At 68.4% G+C, this 18,280-nt stretch carries 5 protein-coding genes; all 5 read left to right on the forward strand.

What is annotated here, in order from left to right; translation table 11 throughout:
• The first annotated feature begins 16 nt into the window (after positions 1-16).
• Positions 17-13,996 (forward strand): non-ribosomal peptide synthetase, encoded by a 13,980-nt coding sequence (locus QSJ19_RS25475; protein WP_286323842.1) that lies wholly within the window; start codon positions 17-19, stop codon positions 13,994-13,996.
• The gene (locus QSJ19_RS25480; protein ID WP_286323843.1) at positions 13,993-14,547 is read left to right on the forward strand and encodes an arsenate reductase/protein-tyrosine-phosphatase family protein; all 555 of its coding nucleotides are present in this window, start codon (positions 13,993-13,995) and stop codon (positions 14,545-14,547) included. Before QSJ19_RS25475 ends, QSJ19_RS25480 begins: the two co-directional genes overlap by 4 nt.
• Positions 14,544-16,304, forward strand: a complete 1,761-nt coding sequence (locus tag QSJ19_RS25485; protein WP_286323844.1) for a DUF4012 domain-containing protein — start codon at positions 14,544-14,546, stop codon at positions 16,302-16,304. The genes QSJ19_RS25480 and QSJ19_RS25485 overlap by 4 nt, the downstream gene beginning before the upstream one ends.
• 22 nt (positions 16,305-16,326) lie before the next feature.
• Complete coding sequence (locus QSJ19_RS25490; RefSeq protein ID WP_286323845.1) at positions 16,327-17,925, forward strand: alpha/beta hydrolase; 1,599 nt, start codon at positions 16,327-16,329, stop codon at positions 17,923-17,925.
• A 124-nt stretch (positions 17,926-18,049) separates the two neighbouring features.
• Positions 18,050-18,280 (forward strand): type IV toxin-antitoxin system AbiEi family antitoxin domain-containing protein (locus QSJ19_RS25495; protein ID WP_286323846.1); only part of this gene is annotated, 231 nt, incomplete at its 3' end.

Genomic DNA, 18,280 nt, shown 5'->3' on the forward strand with positions numbered 1-18,280 from the left:
AGGCGGGAGGATGCCGATGATTTTGCCCGAAACCGGGACAGTTGATAGTCTCTGGCCCGGGCGCCGTTTTATCCTTGGTCGTGCCCAGTGCGCTTTGTGGACCGCCCAACAGGCAATCCCAGACGTTCCGATCAACGCCGCCCAGTACGTCGAGATCGATGGCCCCGTCGACGTCGACGAGTTCGTCCGGCACACGAGTCGTTCGGTCCAAGAGGGTCGGTACCTTCAGCTCCGGTTCGAGGAGACCGAGGACGGTCTGATCGGCATCTACGACCCGTCGCTGCACTACTGGCCCGACGTCGTTGATCTGCGAGGCGAGGCAGATCCTCGTGCTGTCGCGGAAGCGATGATGCGCGAGGATTACTCGCGACCGCTCGACCCTCGTGTCGACCGCACGGCGCGAGGGTACCTGTTCCTGCTCTCTGACGAGAAGTTCCTCGTGTACAACCGCGCGCACCATCTCCTCACCGACGGGATGGGTGGCAAGGACCGGATGGTTGAGGCGCTGGCCGCGTACACAACGGGCGTGAAGAGGGAGCCGGCCCCACCTCCGAATCCTGTCGATCTCGATGTGCCGGCGCGCGCTGATGCGAAGTATCGGGCATCGTCGCGGTTCGAGACCGACCGCACCTATTGGCGTGATGCAATGGCGGGCGTCGGCATCGGAAAGACCCTGGCTCACCGCGAGGGCCGTCCCGAAGCAGTGGGGCATCGGGCGGTCGCCGCGATCGCCGACCGCACCATGGCGTCGCTGCGAGCTGCGGCCGAGCAGTATTCGACGATCTTGCCGACGCTGATCGCTGCCTCGTTCGGGGCTTATCTGACCCGTGCCGCCGACGGCGACGAAGTGATCTTCCAGTTCCCGGTCGCAGCCCGGACCACCAAAGAACTGCGGTCCACCCCACTACCGGTCGCCAACACCGTGCCCCTTCGCACCCACGTCACCTCGAATGTCTCGGTGCGCGACGCCGTGAAGACCACCCAGTCAGCGTTGATGGGCGCACTCCGCCACCAGAGGTACCGCGGCGAGGACATCTGGGCCGACATCGCATCCGACGAGATCACCGGCCGAACCCCGCGCACCTCCGCGCAAGAGCGCTCCGGCCCGATGCTGAACCTGATGCTGTTCGATCGTGAGTTCGTCGTTGGTGACGCGAAGGCGACGTTTCACATCCTGACCGTGGGGTTGTCGGACGATCTCACGATCAACATCTATCCGGCAGTAGGCGAGTCAGGCTCGGACTCGCTCATGGTCGCCTTCGAAGCCAACCCGAATCGGTACACCCAGGCCGAAGTCGAGGAACACCACCGCCAGTTCTTGGCGATGCTCGGCACGTTCTCGCGGGCGCTGCTGGAGGAGCCGGATCGGTTGGTGGGGGATATGGAGTTTGCGGAGGGAAGTGGTCTCGATACGTCCTCGCCTAGCGGCTCGGGCTACTCGACCAGCGTCGTCGACGTGCTGGACTCGCGCGGTCACCGCGTGCCGGCCTGGATGACCGGACACATCCACATCGACGGTGTAGACACCGGCGATCTCGGGCACATCAACGGCACCACTGGCGAACTCGTCGTGGATCACCGGCTCGCCGACCAAGTCGTCGTTGACGGCGTGAAGGTTGACCTCGCCGACCTCGAACGGGCGGCCCGCGAGGTCGAGGGCGTGAAAGCAGCAGTCGCGGTGGCGGGGGCGACGGGGCTGGACATCGGAATCCTCGCCGACGACAACGCAGATCGCGAGCGGTTGCCCGCCGCGGTGCGTCGTCGTGCCAATTCGGTCGTACCGCAGGTCATCTGGCCCGACAAGATCGCCGTTCTCGACACCATTCCGACCACCGCCGACGATGCCGCTGACCGGGACGCCACAGCGCTCCTGCTCGCCACCACGCGGTCGGCCCCCAAGCCCTACAGCGCGCCGAACACACCGACCGAGAAGGCGGTGGCCGAGGCCGTCACCGCGGTCGTCGGAGCCGAACGGCCCTCCATGGACGACGAACTGGTGCAGCTGGGCACCACCTCACTGGCTTTCATGCAACTGGCTGCGCACCTCGGATCGTCGCAGCAGGTGACGATCGGGATGCAAGATCTCCATGACGTCATCACCCTGCGTGACCTGGCGGCGGTGATCGAGCAGTCCACACCCGCCCGTGTGTCGTCGAACGGCGTGGTTCGGTATCAGCCGACGCAGGCGCAGCGGGAACTCTGGGTGATCAATCGGGCGGCGCAGGGGGCCCTTCGTGACGCTCGCAGGCTCGCTCCTCAGGGATCGGGGGATGAGCAGCTCGACATCGTCTACCACCTGCCCATCCACGTCACGCTCTCCGCCGGAATCACCGCCGACATCGTGCACGCTGCGCACGTCGACGTCGCGACGCGGCATGAAGCGCTGCGCACGATCTATCCCGACAACGCCGGCGAACCGATCGCGGTGGTCCGCAGTGTTGCGGAGGCCGCTGCAACTGCGCCGATCACCGCCGCGGCGCTCGACGCGGCCGGTATCGAACGGGCTGTCGCAACACCTTTCGATCTCACTGTCGATGCACCGTGGCGTGCCGTCATCGACTCGTCCGATGACACCGTCGAACTCGTGCTCGTCGCGCACCATATCGCCATCGACGAGTGGTCGCTGCCGATCGTTCTGCACGACTTCTCGGTAGCCGTGCAGGCGCGCGCCGCCGGCCGTGCGCCCGCCTGGGACACCGAGCCGATCGGGTTCAGCGCGACCCTCGCCGCGCGTGACCAATCGTCAGCGTCGGGCGGAAAGCTGTACTGGACGCGCGCTCTGCGTCGAGCTCCCGAGCAGCTGGCCCTGCCGGCACCCGCCGACCCGCACACCCTAGGGCTGACCCGCGGACCGGCCGTGTACCTGCGCCGCACCGTCGACGCAGCCATCCGCGACGCGGTGTCGGCGCAAGCTCGTGGTGCCCACACCACCATCAACTCCGCGCTCTGCCTGGCACTCTCGACGACGCTCGGCGACTACACCGGCGCCGACGACATCGTTCTCTCGATGCCCGTCGCCGGGCGAGAGACCAGCGACGAACTCCACCAGGTCGGCATGTACGTGCAGACGGTGCCGTTGCGCATCAAGGGTGTGCGGAGTCTGCCGATCGTGGGCGCACTCTCGCGTGTCGGCAAGTCCGTCTCCGACGCGATGAAGCATGCGGCGTCGGCGCCGACCGGACTCGCCGACGTCATCGTCGCCTACCACACCGACCAACCCGACGTATCCGATCTGACCGTGATCGACTCGGGTGACACGCTGCCGACGTATCAGGCGCGGACCGCGCTCGAGTTCAGCATCGTCAACGGACCCGACGGTCTCGCGATCACGCTCACCGTCGCCGAGCATCACGTCGATGTCGTTGCGGCCGAACATCTTCTGGACCGATTCGTCGCGACGGTGTCGGCGATGGCCGACGCCGACGACGATGCACTGGTCATCGACCTCGCACCCGAGACCGCTGCACCGGAACGTCGGCCGCGGACCACTCAGCCGATCGATCCCATCACCGAGATCCTCCGGTACGCGGAGACGCAACCGGACGCGGCGGCGGTCGTCAGCGCTGGCACAAAGGTCACGTACGGAGAGTTGGTGAGTCGCGCTCGACTTCTGGGAGACCACCTGCGAGACGTCGGCGTACGTGCGGGCGACCGGGTGGCCCTGCTGGTGCAGGACGGCTCCGATGCGGTCATCGCCATGGTCGCGACCCTCATGATCGACGGTGTCTACGTCCCGATCGATCCGGACAACCCGCAGTCGCGAATCGACCTGCTGATCAATGCGACCGACCCTGCCGCGGTGGTCGAGGACGGACTGGTGGTGTCGGCAGGCCGGCGCCTCGGCGTCGCCGAACCGATTCTCGGCGGGGCCTACATCATTCACACCTCGGGCTCGACCGGACAACCGAAGGGCGTCGTCGTCACACGCGACAACCTCGCGGCACTGTTGGGGGCCGGCCTTGCCGTCGTGGACAGCGCACCCGAGGACGTGTGGAGTTGGGTGCACTCCTACACCTTCGACTTCTCGGTGTGGGAGATCTTCGCGGCCCTCGCCTCCGGCGGCAGCGTCGTCGCCGTCGACAAGGCGACGGTGCGTGATCCGCGACTTCTCGCCGAGGTGATCCATCGGCACGGTGTCACCGTGTTATCGCAGACACCAACAGCGTTCGCCGCGCTGACCGATCCGACGCTCGTCGATCCGGATGCGCTCGCGTCGGTGCGGACGGTGGTGTTCGGGGGTGAGGCGCTCGATGTGGAGATGCTGCGGGGGTTCGTGGAGAGGCGGGCCCTTCGTGACGCTCCCTCGCAAGCTCGGTCGCTCCTCAGGGACCGGGAGGAGGCTGCGCTCCTCGGGGACCGGGGGGACGTTCGGCTGATCAATGGCTATGGGATCACCGAGACGACCATCTTCCTGACCACCGCCGAGGTCGACCTCGACGACCGGCGCAGCATCATCGGCGCCCCGCTCGACGGGGTGAGCTGGGCGATCCTGGACTCGCGACTGCGGCCGGTGCCCGCGGGAGCCGTGGGAGATCTGTACGTCGCAGGCGAGCAGGTGTCGCTCGGCTATCTGAACGCCCCGGCGCTGACCGCCGGACGGTTCGTCGCCGATCCGCAAGGTACGGGAACCCGCATGTACCGCACCGGCGATCGCGTGCGTGAGATCGCGCCCGGCCGGCTTGCCTACCTGGGACGCGACGACGACCAGGTGCAGGTGCGCGGGCACCGCATCGAACTCGGCGAGATCGCGGCGGCGCTGCGGTCCGTACCGGGAGTCGGTGACGTGCGGGTCCTCGTCGCGCCCGGCCGCACACCCGGCGATGAGCGTCTCATCGCCTTTGTCACCGAGGACGGACTGGCCGACCGCGATGCCCTCCGCGCACTCTCCGAGTCGGCGCTGTACGAGGCCTGTGCCGCCCGGCTGCCGTCGCACGCGGTTCCGGCTCGCATCAGCATCGTCGAGGGCTGGCCGACGACCCGAACGGGCAAACTCGACAAGGAGAAGCTGCTTGCGCGGCTGGATGATTCGCCGGACACAACACGGCCGCTGACTGCAGACGAGGACACCGTTGCCGCCGTGATGCGCGCGGTCATCGGGCTCGATGACGCGACCTCGATCCTCCCGGACACGAACTTCTTCGTCGCCGGAGGCACGTCGCTCTCCGCGGCGCGCCTGGCGGCAGGTCTTGCCGCCGAGGGACATCCGGTCGCCGTGGCCGACATCTTCGACACGCCCACCGTCGAAAGCCTTGCGCGCCTGATCGCCGAACCGGTTTCCGCCGAGGCAGTGCCGTTGTTGGGTGAGCACCGCGACGAGCCCGCCACCCTGCCACTCACGCCCGAACAGATGGATGTGTGGCTGCGCTGGCGGACCGAACCCGACTTCGTCGGCTACCTGATGCATGCGGCGGTGCCGGTGCCGGCCACCGCCGAGACGACCAGGGCGGCGATCGCGACCGTCATCGCACGCCACGACGCGCTGCGCACCACCTTCCCGACAGTCGACGAAACTCCCTACCAACGCCGTTGGGGCGACGCGGAACTGGCACAACACATCGGCGACGAGCTCGACGGAGACGTCGACCTGTCGGGGGGAGTCGCTGCCGCGGCCTCGGCGTTGCGCACCCCGATCGACGTGGCCGAGTCGCTGCCGTGGCGGATACGAGTCGTCGAGGACGACGGTGCGACATGGCTTCTCGTCGTCGTGCATCACATCGCCGTCGACGGCGAATCGTTCGCGATCCTGTGGGACGAGCTGGCGGCCGAGCTCGCCGGGGCAGGTGCGGCGTCGATCGACGTCGACTATCGGCAGTACACGTTGTGGCGGCACGAGACGCTGAGCGGGCGTCGCGACGAATTGCGTGCGCACTGGTCGTCGGCGTTCGCCGAGCCGGTGCAGCCGTTGAACCTGCCCGAGGTGAACCTGCGCGGTGTCGCCGACCCAGCTGTGGGAGCGGCTGTGGTGCATCAGGCGCACCGAACCCTCAGTGCGTCGGTCACGGCGGCACTCGACGCGCTCGCCGTAGAGCGGCGCACCACGGCCTTCGTCATCGCACACACAGCGTTGGCCGCGGTGCTTGCCCGACAGGCGGATACGTCGGCGGTCACCATCGGCACCGCGGTGTCGGGGCGGTTGGACGCACGGCTGGCGACGGTCCCGGGACTGTTCGCTCGGGCGGTGCCGCTGCACACGCCGATCGACCTCGACCTGCCGTTCGGGGAGCTGCTCGCACGGGTCACCGACGTGGACCTCGGTGCGTTCGCGCACGCCGATCTGCCGCTGACGGAGATCGCCGAGATCGCTGATCCGGGTCGCGCGGGGGCGGGGACGCCGCTGTTCGAGGTCTCGTTCGGGATGGTGCCGGACGGGTTGGTGGAGTTGGGGGACCCTTCGAGACGCTCGCACGCTCGCTCCTCAGGGATTGGGGGTGGCTCGCTGGCTACTCGAGCGGCGGACGTGGGCGATGTGCCGCTGTTCGGGATCGACGTGTCGATGTACCGGGCCGATGAGCGGGTGCATCTGGCGATGGCGTGCACGGACCGCGTCGCCGATCCTCGGCGGTTGGACGCGTTGTGCCGTGTGGTCGTCGACACACTGAGAGCGGCGGTGGCCGCGGTCGACCGCCCGACCCGTGATCTGCTGACGCGCCCGACACCACCGCCGTTGCCCGCGCCGCCGATCGAGACGCTGAGCGACCTCCTGACCATCGGATTGTCCCGCACCGACGCGGTGGCCGTCGTCGACCATCGGCATCATCCCGCCGCGACCGGTCCCGAACTGACCAACGGCCAATTGGATCACTACTCGACCGCCATCGCCCGCGCACTCATCGCACGCGGAATCGGGCAGGGCGACGTCGTGGTCCAGCATCTCCCGCGTTCCATGTGGAATGTGATCGCCACTGTCGCGGTCGCCCGGACAGGGGCGGCGTTCGTCAACGTCGACCCCGCAGATCCGGACGAACGTCGTCGCGGCATCATCACGCGCAGCAGGCCGTCGGCGATCCTCACGCTGGCCGGTGACACGCCACCGCCGGTGGACGCGGAGATCCCGGTGCTCTGCATCGACGAGGTCGCGCCTGCGGCGTCGACCCTGTTCGACATCGCCGAGCGCATCCGACCGTTGCACCCCGCCGACCCCGCCTACATCACCTTCACCTCCGGGACGACCGGCACGCCGAAGGGCGTCGTCGTCACCCACCAGGGCCTCACCGGCTGGGCCCGCGAAACCGTCGAACGGTTGCACCTGACGACCGGTGACCGCCTGCTCCACACGTACGCAGTCGGATTCGACGCCCAACTGATGGGCGCGGTGCCCGCACGAATCGTCGGCGCCACCATCGTCTGCTGCCCGCCCGACGTCATCGCCGGCGACGAACTCCGCGACACCCTGCGCGAGAACCGCGTGACCACGATGCTGACCACCCCGTCGGTGCTGGCGACACTGGAATCCGATGAGCTGCCGGACGTCCGGCACATCGCGGTCGGCGGCGAACCGCTCGGAGCCGGGCTCGTCCGCGAGTGGACGTCCGCGCGGTCGATGAGCAACGAATACGGACCCACCGAGGCGACCGTGGCGGTGAGCAGCGCGCGGTTCACCAGGGCCGTCGACGGCGCCGTGCCGATCGGCATGCCAGTCGACGGGGTGACAGCGCATGTCCTCGACGCCACGTTGCGGCCGGTACCCGCTTACACCGTCGGCGAGCTGTACCTCGCCGGACAGTGCCTGGCGCGCGGCTATCTCGACGATCCCGCGCTGACGTCGTCGTCGTTCGTCGCCGATCCGGCGGGCACCGGCTCCCGCATGTACCGGACCGGCGATCTCGTGCATCGTCGGCCCGACGGCACCCTGGTCATCCACGGCCGCACCGATGATCAGGTGAAGATCCGCGGCATCCGGCTGGAGCCGGCGGAGATCGACGCGGCGTTGTCCCGGCTGCCTGATGTCGCGACGTCGGTCACCGCTGTCCGCGCCACCGCGGGTGGGGAGAAGCTGTTGGTGTCGTGGGTGGTCGGCGAGCCGGGTGCCGTGGTCCGTCCCAACACCGTGCGTGAGCAGCTGTCGCATGTGCTGCCACGCAGCATCATCCCGTCGGCGATCGTGCCGGTGACTGACTTGCCGATCGGACGCAACGGCAAGGTCGACGTCACCCGGCTGGTCGGCCCGGAGGTCACCGTCGACGATACGGCCGGCGTCCCGCTCACCGGTCCCGCCGAGGAGACGGTCGCCGCGGTGATCGCGGAGGTGCTGGACATCCCGGTCGCCGGAGTCGGCGCCGACGCCGACTTCTTCGAACTCGGGGGGACATCGCTGTCGGCGACGCGGGTGACCGCGCGGTTGACGTCGGCGATGGGTGCCGACGTCCCGGTGCGTCTGTTGTTCGAGGCACGCAGTGTGCGGGCCATCGCCACGGCCGTCGACGACCTCATGCTGGGCGGACCGGTAGCCCCGGAGACGCTGCCGATCCCGGACCATCTACCTCTGGCACACCCACAGCGCCGCATGTGGATTCACAACCACTACGACCCGATGTCGACCGCCTACCACGTGCCCGTCGTGATCCGGATCGACGGTGACATCGACATCAAACGGCTCGACGATGCCGTCGACGCCGTCGTCGACAAGCATGCCGTGCTGAGAACCGTCTACCCGGACGGGCCTGCCGGGCCTGAGCAGCGGATCGTCGCGCGTGAGGGTTCGGTACTGGGTCGGCGTATCGTCGACTCGGGTGCGGTTCGAGCGGTGGTCGACGAGTTCCTTTCTGCCCCCTTCGATCTGCAACACGAGCCGGGATTCCGTGCAGCGGTGATCAGCGACGAATCCGCCGACGAGCGGTACTTCGTTGCGTCGCTGCACCACATCGCGATCGACGGCTGGTCGATGCGTATTCTGCTGGACGACCTGCTGCGGGCCGTCGACGGGCGCGGGTTGCCGGCGGGATCGCTGACGTACGCCGATTTCACGCAGTGGCAGATGCGGCGACTGGGCGGGCCCGACGATCCGAGGAGTCGATACACCCGCGAACTCGCACACTGGAAGTCGACTCTGGAGGGTGCCGGCGACCCGGTGACCATCCCGGGTCGTCGAACCGTCCAATCCACTCCGGGGCGGGTGTCGTCGCGGGTGGACCGCTCGACGGCCGACGCCATCCGGGCGACGGCAGACGGGTTGTCGGCGACGGTGTTCCACGTCGCACACGCCGCGCTCGCCAATGTGCTCGGCCAGTGGACCGGCCGATGGGATGTGGTCGTCGGCGTCCCGGTGCACGGGCGGACGGCGCCCGAGTGGGAGTCGGTGGTCGGCATGTTCGTCAACACCGTGGCGCTGCGCACCCGCCTCGATGCCGGGAATACGGTGCACGCGACGATCGAGCAGGCACGGGACGTCGCGTTGACCGCGGCCGACCATGCGGAGGTGCCCTACGACGCCGTCGCACGGGCGGTGCGTCCGCACGCGCACGACGGATACGACCCGCTGATCTCCGTGCTTCTCGTCAACGAGGATGTCCTGCCGACGATCTCACCCGACATGATGACCGTTGGCGCTGACGAGTCGTGGCGCGCGTCGATCGTCGACGCGCTCGCCACCGTCGACGCGAAGTTCGACATCGAGCTGGTGCTCGCCGACGACGGGGACGGCATCGCGGTGACCGTGGTGCATTCCGGATTCGTCCCGGCCGAGGTGGCGCAGGGGCTGCTCGATGATTTCGTGACGGTCTTCGCCGCGGTCGGTCGGGGCGTGGCCGGGCGGTTCCCGAGTCTCGCGGCGCGGGCCGCTACCGATGTGGTCGTCGAGGAGACGTCGGCGGAAGTCGAGGTCGAGGCAGCTGACGATGAGGCACTGACGGCGAGCGTCGCGGCGATGATTGCCGATGTGCTCGATGTACGCGGCGTGGTCGGGGAGCGGGACGACTTCTTCACCATCGGCGGAACGTCGCTCTCGGCGACCCGCGTAGTGTCGGCGCTGGGACGCGAACTCGGCGTGCGGGTTCCGACGCGGATGCTGTTCGAGAATCCGACGCCGGTGGAGTTGGCGCGGGCGGTGGGGACCCTTCGTGACGCCCGCTCCTTCGTCGCGGGCTCCTCAGGGACCGGTGGGGGTGCTGTCGCCAGGGATCTGGGCACGGTCGGCGAGAAAGTGGGCACGGTCGGCGGGGATGGCGCCCCGGCCCCTGAGGAGCGAGCTGGCGGGGATGGAGCCCCGGTCCCTGAGGAGCGAGCTGGCGAGCGTCACGAAGGGGCCGGCGCACCACGCGAACTGCCGCTCGCGCCGACGCAGCGTCGCATGTGGGTGACCGCCCAGCTGCTGGGCGACGTGCCGATCTACGCGGTGCCGGTCATCGTGCCGGTACCGGCCGGGGCGTCCCGGGAACAGGTGCGCGACGCTGTCGACGTCGTCGTCGACCGGCATCCGGCGCTGCGGACGATGTTCGTCGCGGCAGCCGATGGACCACGACAGCGAGTGCTCGACGACTGGCGACCCGAGCTCACCGTCCTCGCATCGGACGACCTCACCGCCGACGCTGCGCTCGAGACGTTCTCGGCACCGTTCGACCTCGAGGCGGGACCACCGGTACGCGCCTGGACGATCGAGTCAGACGGCACACCGACCGCAGCCGTGATCGTCGCGCATCACATCGTGTTCGACGGGGAGTCGGCGGTCATCGTCGGCGACGAACTCGCTGCGTTGCTCGGCAATTCGGCGTTGACGGACCCCGGCGTCGGGTTCGACGTGGTCGCCGAACGCATGGTTCTCGAGCAGGCGCAATCGTCGCAGGAACAGCTCGAGTTCTGGACGCAGGCCCTTGACGGTTACAGCGGACGTCTGGACCTCGTGCCGCGTCGTCCCGCAGAGCGCGACCTGCGCACCGCCACGATGGACGTCGAGATCGGTGGCGAGGTGTCGGGGCAGATCGCCTCGGTGGCGCACGCTGCCCATGCGAGTGCGTTCCACGTCCTGCACGCGGGAGTCGCACTGGCGCTGGCCATTCAGAGCGGGACTGACGACGTCGCCGTGGCCACACCGGTCTCGCTACGCCGCGACGCCGACAGCGCACGTACCGTCGGCATGCTGATCTCGACCGTCGTGTTGCGGACGCAGTTGGAGTCCGAACTGACCGTCGGTGGACTGCTCGAATCTGTGCGCGACGGGGATCTGGCCGCGATCGACCATGGGCTGATCGCGTTCGACGACGTGGTCTCGCTGGTCGATCCGCCCCGTGAACCCGGACGACACCCGCTGGTGCAGATCGCGTTCTCGATGGGCGCGGCGGACGGGTCGATCCCGGCAGCCATGGTCGAACCGGGCGCCGCGCTCGCCGACGAACGCAGTGAGTTCGACCTGCATGTGGTCGCGGTCGACGACGGCGGCACGTGGCGACTGCGGCTGACGTATGCGCGGGATCTGTTCGACGAGAGCATGATTCGGGTGATCGGTGATCGGATGCGGGCTGCGGTCGAGGTCGTCGTCGGCGATGCCGGGCGATCGCTGGCATCGGTGGATCTGCTGACGCCGGGGGAACGGGAGTTTGTCGAGCGTGCAGCGGGTGGGGGACCCTTCGAGACGCTCGCAAGCTCGCTCCTCGGGGATCGGGAGGCGGACGCGGGCTCGCTTCTCGGGGATCGGGAGGCGGACGAGGACTCGGTCCTCGGGGATCGGGAGGCGGACGGCACGGATCGGGGCGAGGGGCTGCTGTCGGACATCCTCGCCTCGGCGGTCGCGTGGTATCCGGGGCGGACCGCGCTGGACGACGGGCGCCGGCAGTTGACGTACCGCGAGTTCGACGACTGGGTGTCGCTGGCAGCGCGCACGTTGCGGACGCGGGGACTCGGAGCGGATAGCGTGGTCGCCGTCGTCATACCGCGTTCGATCGAGTCCGTGGTCGCGCTGTGGGCGGTCAGCCGGATCGGCGGAGTGTGCGTGCCGGTGGACGTGACCTATCCGGCGGCGCGTCTGGAGCAGATCGTCGCCGCTACCCGAGCAACGCTCATCATGCCCGACGATCTTCCACCGCAACCAGCTGATGCTGTTGTCCCCGAGCCGATCACACGTGTCTCCCCGGACGCCCTGGCCTACATCATCACCACCTCGGGGACCACCGGGACACCGAACATCGTGGGAGTGCCGCACCGCGGGCTGCATCGGGTGGCCGAGCTCGGTGACGTCGTCGGCGATGACCGTGTCGCGATGGCGATCAGCCCGGGATTCGACGCCACGTTCCACGACATGCTGCTGCCGCTGGCGACCGGCGCGACACTCGTCGTCGTGCCTGCTGCCGTCTCCGGCGGTCGTGACCTCACCGGCTTCCTCCGCGACCGGGGTGTCACCGTGTTCACGGCGACGCCGTCGGTGATGCGCACGCTCGACGCTGACGACATCGCGTCGCTCCGGTTGGTCTACATCGGCGGTGAGGCACTCACCGCCGACCTCGCCGGCGCATGGTCGCGGGTCGCGCAGGTGATCAACATCTACGGACCGACCGAGACCTCGGTGACGGTGTCGACGGGCCGGTACACCGAGGGTGGCGACGTGCGGATCGGACGCCCGAGGCCGGGGATCGGGGCGCTCGTCCTCGACCCGATGCTGCGGCCGGTGCCGCCCGGCGTCGTCGGCGAACTCTATGTCGCGGGAACAGGTGTGGCGCGCGGGTACCTGGGCGACCCGGCGCTGACGTCGGCGAGCTTCATCGCACGACCTGATGGCCGACGGTGCTACCGGACAGGGGACCTGGTGCGCTGGGACCCGGGGACTGGCGAACTCGTCTATGTCGGTCGCGCCGACCGGCAGGTGAAGATCCGCGGACAGCGGGTGGAACCGGCCGAGATCGACACCGTGTTGATGAACGCCGGCGCGAACCGGGCGGCGACGGTGCTGCGCGACGGACCGATCGGACCGGCCCTCGTCTCGTACGTGGTGTCGCCGGCGTCGTCGACAGACGTGCTCCTGCGAGCATGCCGTGCGTTGTTGCCTCGCCACATGGTGCCGAGCCGTATCGTGCTCGTGCCCGAACTGCCGCTCACCGGGGCCGGCAAGCTCGACGAGAAGCAGTTGCCGCTGCCGGAATGGTCGCGGTCGCGTCGGGCGCCGGCCACACCTGCCGAACAGTCCGTCGTCGAGGCGTTCGAGGCGGTGCTCGGCGTCGAGATCGGCATGGACGACGACTTCTTCGCCGCCGGCGGCAACTCGCTCGCGCTGCTCTCGCTGCGTGATGAGCTGTCGCGGCGCACCGGGATCACCGTGTCCGCACCGCAGCTGTTCTCCCACCCGACGGCCCACGAGATGGCCGAGCTGATCGCCGCGCCCGGGACCGTCTCCGGCGATCGGGTCGTGCGGTTGTCGCCGTCGGAGGTGAGTGACGGTCAGCCGGTGTGGTGCGTGCACACGGCCGCCGGTGTCGTCGAACAGTTCCGGCCGCTGGCCGACGCGCTGGTGTCGGCACCGGTGCTGGGGCTGCAATTGCCCGAGCTGCTCGACCCGTCCCGGGACATGCCGAACACATTGTCGGAGCTGGCGGCTCGTCACGTCGCCGCGTTGCGTGCCGTCCAGCCGAACGGGCCGTACCGGCTCGTCGGATGGTCGCTCGGCGGGGTGATCGCGCACGAGATCGCGCGGCAGCTCGTCGAGGCCGGAGAAGAGGTCGCCCTGCTGGTTCTCCTGGATCCGCGGACTCCCGCCACGTTGAGTGGGGTTCCCGACGACGAATTGCGCGAGCAGCACCCGTTGCGCGCGGCCGCAGAGCAGCGGGATCCAGAGTCGGTCCGGCGCTTCGACGAGAGGTCTGCGACGATGACACAGGCGGCGCGATCCTATGATCTGCGGCCGGTGCCGGTCGGCAAGGTGCTCTACGTCGCGGCGCGGGAGAACCCGGACCCGCACGCGTGGGGACGGACCGTCGGCGGCCGGGTGGAAGTGGTGGATGTGGATGCCACGCATGCACTTCTGGGTGATCCCGGGGTGATGGGGCGCATCGCGCGGGTGGTGGAGGAGGAGCTGTGAGTGACGTGAGTTCGGTGCTGTTCGTGTGTACCGGCAACATCTGTCGGTCGCCGATCGGCGAACGCGTGCTGTCGGGAATGGCCGAGCGTGCCGGGGTGGCGATCTCGTCGTCGAGCGCGGGTGTCGGCGCCATGAACGGGCACGCGATGCATCCGTACGCCGTCGAGGTCCTGGACGAGCACGGCTACGATGCAACGGTATTCGAGTCCCGCTATCTGCGGCCGCCGATCCTGCAGGGTGTCGACCTGGTGTTGTGCATGACCCGCGATCATCGAGCGGCGGCCCAGCAACTGCTGCCGGTCCGATGGAAGCGGATGTTCACCGTCGCCGAGTTCGCCGAACTGATCGACATCGTCGACGGCTCGACCCTCGACGAGATCATCGCCGCGCGGTCGCGGATCGACACCAACTCGGCGCACCTGGACATCAAGGACCCGATGGGTCGACCGAAGGAGGACTTCGAGCGGGTGTTCGGCGAGATCGAACCGCGTGTCGCCACTATCGCGAGCTGGGTCGCCCGGACCGCCGTCGCCACCGGTGATCGCCGATGACGCGGCGTGTGTTGCGCAGCAGGACATTCCAGATCGCGGCGGTGCTCGTCGCGGTGCTGATCGCGTTGCTCGCATGGCTGGCCTACTCGGCGTTGCAGGTGAAGGACGATCTCGAATCAGCCCGCTCGGATGCGAGTCGTGCTCGGACGCTCGCCCTCGACGGCGATCAGAACGGTGCCCGTCAGGCGGCGCAGGCGGCCGCCGACTCTGCGTCCCGTGCCGGGGACCGCTCGCACGGGATGGTGTGGTCGGCGGCGGCGTCGATCCCGTGGGTGGGTACGCCGCTGAAATCGGTGCAGCAGATGAGCGATGCGGTCGATGACCTCGCGACACAGGTGCTCGTGCCGTCGGCGGATCTGGCGTCCGTGCTGAATCCGTCGAAGATCCGGTCCGGCGATCAGGTCAACACCGCACCGTTGCGCGCCGCGCAGCCCGAATTGGCTGCGGTGGCGAAGAAGTCGACTGCCATCGCCGAGCAGGTGTCGACGATCAAGCCGACGTGGCTCGGTGTCGTCGCCGATGCACAAAGGCAGTTGCAGGAGCAAGTCGACGAAGCCGCAGCGACGTTGAACGGTACCAATGTCGCCGCGCAACTGGTCCCGTCGATGCTCGGCGCCGATGGACCGCGCAACTACTTCCTCGCCTTCCAGACGCCGTCGGAATCCCGCGGAACCGGCGGGCTCGTCGGCGGATTCGCGGTGCTGAACGCACGCAACGGACGTGTCACCGTGCCCACCCTGGGTGCGAACTCGACGTTCGACGACCCGCCGCGACCGCAGGTCGACCTCGGGGAGGACTACGACACCATCTATTCGTCGTACCGTCCCTACACCGACTTCCGTAACGGGAACCTGAGTCCGAACTTCCCGGACGCCGCGCAGATCTGGCTCGCCAATTGGAAGCGGCAGACCGGTCAACAGCTCGACGGCGCGATGGCGCTCGACCCGATCGCGCTCAGCTATGTGCTCGAGGTGACCGGACCGGTGACGCTGCCGAACGGGGAGAAGATCACCGCCGACAACGTCGTCCCCATCACGCTGTCGACGTCGTACGAGCGTTTCGCCGGCGACAACGAGGCCCGCAAGCTGTATCTGCAGGCCATCGCGAAAGCCGTTGTGCAGCAACTGGCGGATGCGAAGGGCGACTCGGGCGACGTGCTCGAGGCGCTCGGTCGAGGCGTGCACGAGCGTCGGATCATGATCTACAGCACCCATCCCGAGGAGCAGCAGGTCCTCGAGTCCACCGAACTGGGACACCAGATCTCCGACACGGAGTCGCCGTACCTGCAGGTCGCGCTCGGCAACGCGTCGGGCAACAAGATCGACTATTACCTCAAGCGGGACATCACCTATCGAGCCGGGGACTGCAGTGGCGACACCCGCGAGAGCACGGTGACGGTGAAGCTCACCAACACGCTCGACGACATGTCGCTGCCCGACTATGTCATCGGCTCGATGGGCACCCGGCTGACGGTGCCGAAGGGGACCAGCCTCACCAACGTCGAGATGCTGACCACCAAGGGTGCTGTCGTCAAGGAGATCTCCGTCGACGGTCAGACCCCGATGTACGTCGAACAGCCGCTGCACGGCCGCCCCTACCTGTCGACCATGGTGCGCATTCCGCCGGGCGAGACGGCCACGGTGACTCTGAAGCTCGACGAGCCGACATCGGCGACCGGCGCGGCGCAGGTGCCGATCCAGCCGCTGACCGACGACCCGACCGTGACCGTGGACGTCCCCACGTGTGATCAGCATTAGCAAGTGACAGAGAGGATCGGCCATGCAACACATTCACGAGGTGGCCGATCCCGGCCGGGATTCCCGTCCGAACCGTGCTCAGCGTCGTCGGCGGGGCGCCGTCGGCGTCACGGCGGCGGTGATCAGTGCATCGATGTTCGCCGGTGTCGGCATGGGCACCGCCGGGGCGGTCGCGCCGTCGACGGTGCGCTCGAGCGCCGGTTGCTCGTACGCGAGTTCGGCGGAGCAGGCCAAGAACGTGCAGACCTGTCACGTGTGGTCGGAGTCGATGCAGTCCTACGTGACTGTGAAGGTGCGGCCGTCGGATCAGCTTCCCGGACAACAGGAACAGGCCGTCTACTTCCTCGGGGGCATCGACGACGGCACGCAGCAGGGTGGGATCGCGGACGAGTACGCCACCAAGTACACCCTGGTGACGATCGTCGGCAATGGCAATGCGTGGTCGTCCAACTGGCAGGAGCTGCCCGTAGACGCCGACGGCAACACCCTCACCAATGCCAGTGGTGGGACCTACAATCCGCAGTGGGAGACCTTCATCGGCGAGGAACTGCCCGCCTACCTCGACCAGAACTTCGACGTCGACCAGACCGGCAACGCCATCGTCGGACTGTCGATCTCGGGCGGGCAGGCGATCAACATCGCCCTGAAGTACCCGGAGGTCTTCAAGGTCGCCCACAGCATCTCCGGCTACTACCAGACCGACAACCCGATCGGATATGTGCTGATCCCGTACGTGTTGTCGCAGCGAATGGGTGTGGCCAACGGGCTCGACGGTATGTGGGGCAACCCGTTCCGGCCGGGAAACGTGTGGGCGGACAATGATCTCGCCCTTCGGATCATCCAGGCCAAGGACAACGGTCAGATCGTGATCGTGTCCGCCGGGACCGGGATCATCGGTTCGGCAGCCGAGTTCGATGAGTTGTGGGGACTCGGCGGTCCGGGCGAGGTCATCTTCGGCAGTGCGCTGGAGGCGGTGTCGTTCATCTCCGCGGTACTGCTGAACGCGGTTGCCGTGGTCACCGGCGCGCCCGTGCGGTTCAACTACACCATGGGGGCGCACACCTGGACACATTGGAACGCCAACAAGGCCACCGAGGCCGGCATGGTGCAGGATGCGTTGTCGGAGTTCGAGACCGGTCCGAAGGTCGGCGCGAGCACGGCGGTCACCGAGGCGGCCACCGTCGCAGATGTGCTGCGTACGAGCAGTGGAGATCCGGCGCCGCCGGTGTCGGAGGTGCCGGTGGAGATCGCGGCGCCGGCGTCGGCGTCGGCGTCGGCGGAGGGGGCGGCTGCGGAGGGGGCGGCTTCGGAGGATGCGGCTGCGGATGGTGGGTCGAGTGTGGTGAGCGATCCGGTCGAGCCGGCGGGTGCTGAGTCGTCGGACGGTGCGGCGTCGGACGGTGCGGCGTCGGAGGGGCCGGGCGCGGAGAGCTCGGGCGCGGAGAGCTGGGCCCCGGAGAGCAGAGCGCCGGAGGGTGTTGATTCGGGCGCGGGGTCGGGGGACGACGCGTCGGATAGTGACGCCTCGGGCAGCGGACCCTCGGAGGGCGCGGCGTCGTCGGCGGGCTCGGACTCGGACGGCGGCGCGGACTCGGCGGACAGCGGGTCGTCGTCGGACTGACCAGATGACGGAGAACGTAACGGTTGGCGTTACGTTCCCCGTCATCTGCGCACCCGGCCGGCCGGTGGCGGTGAGAAGGACGGCGTCGAGGGAACCGACGGGCGGTCGGGTGCGTCTGAGTTGCATGAACCTTCCTCCCGGCCTCCGCGCACTGGCTCTCGAGCGTGATGGTGTCCTCACCGCCGCAGACATGCGCCGTCACGGTCTCAGTCGTCCGGCGGTGCAGCGGCGCATCGAGTCCGGTGACCTGATCCGGATGGCCGGCCGGTTGTATCGCGTCGCCGACCACCCGCTGACCCTCCGCACCCGTGCGCGCGTCGCCACGCTGGCGGTGTCGCCGAGGGCCGCGCTCTGT

Origin of the sequence: Gordonia sp. ABSL11-1, assembly GCF_030315685.1 — a bacterium.
GTDB lineage: Bacteria > Actinomycetota > Actinomycetes > Mycobacteriales > Mycobacteriaceae > Gordonia.

Coding starts and splice junctions, on each gene's coding strand:
- QSJ19_RS25475 (WP_286323842.1), top strand. CDS start 17: ATGATTTTGCCCGAAACCGGGACAGTTGATAGTCTCTGGCCCGGGCGC.
- QSJ19_RS25485 (WP_286323844.1), top strand. CDS start 14,544: ATGACGCGGCGTGTGTTGCGCAGCAGGACATTCCAGATCGCGGCGGTG.
- QSJ19_RS25490 (WP_286323845.1), top strand. CDS start 16,327: ATGCAACACATTCACGAGGTGGCCGATCCCGGCCGGGATTCCCGTCCG.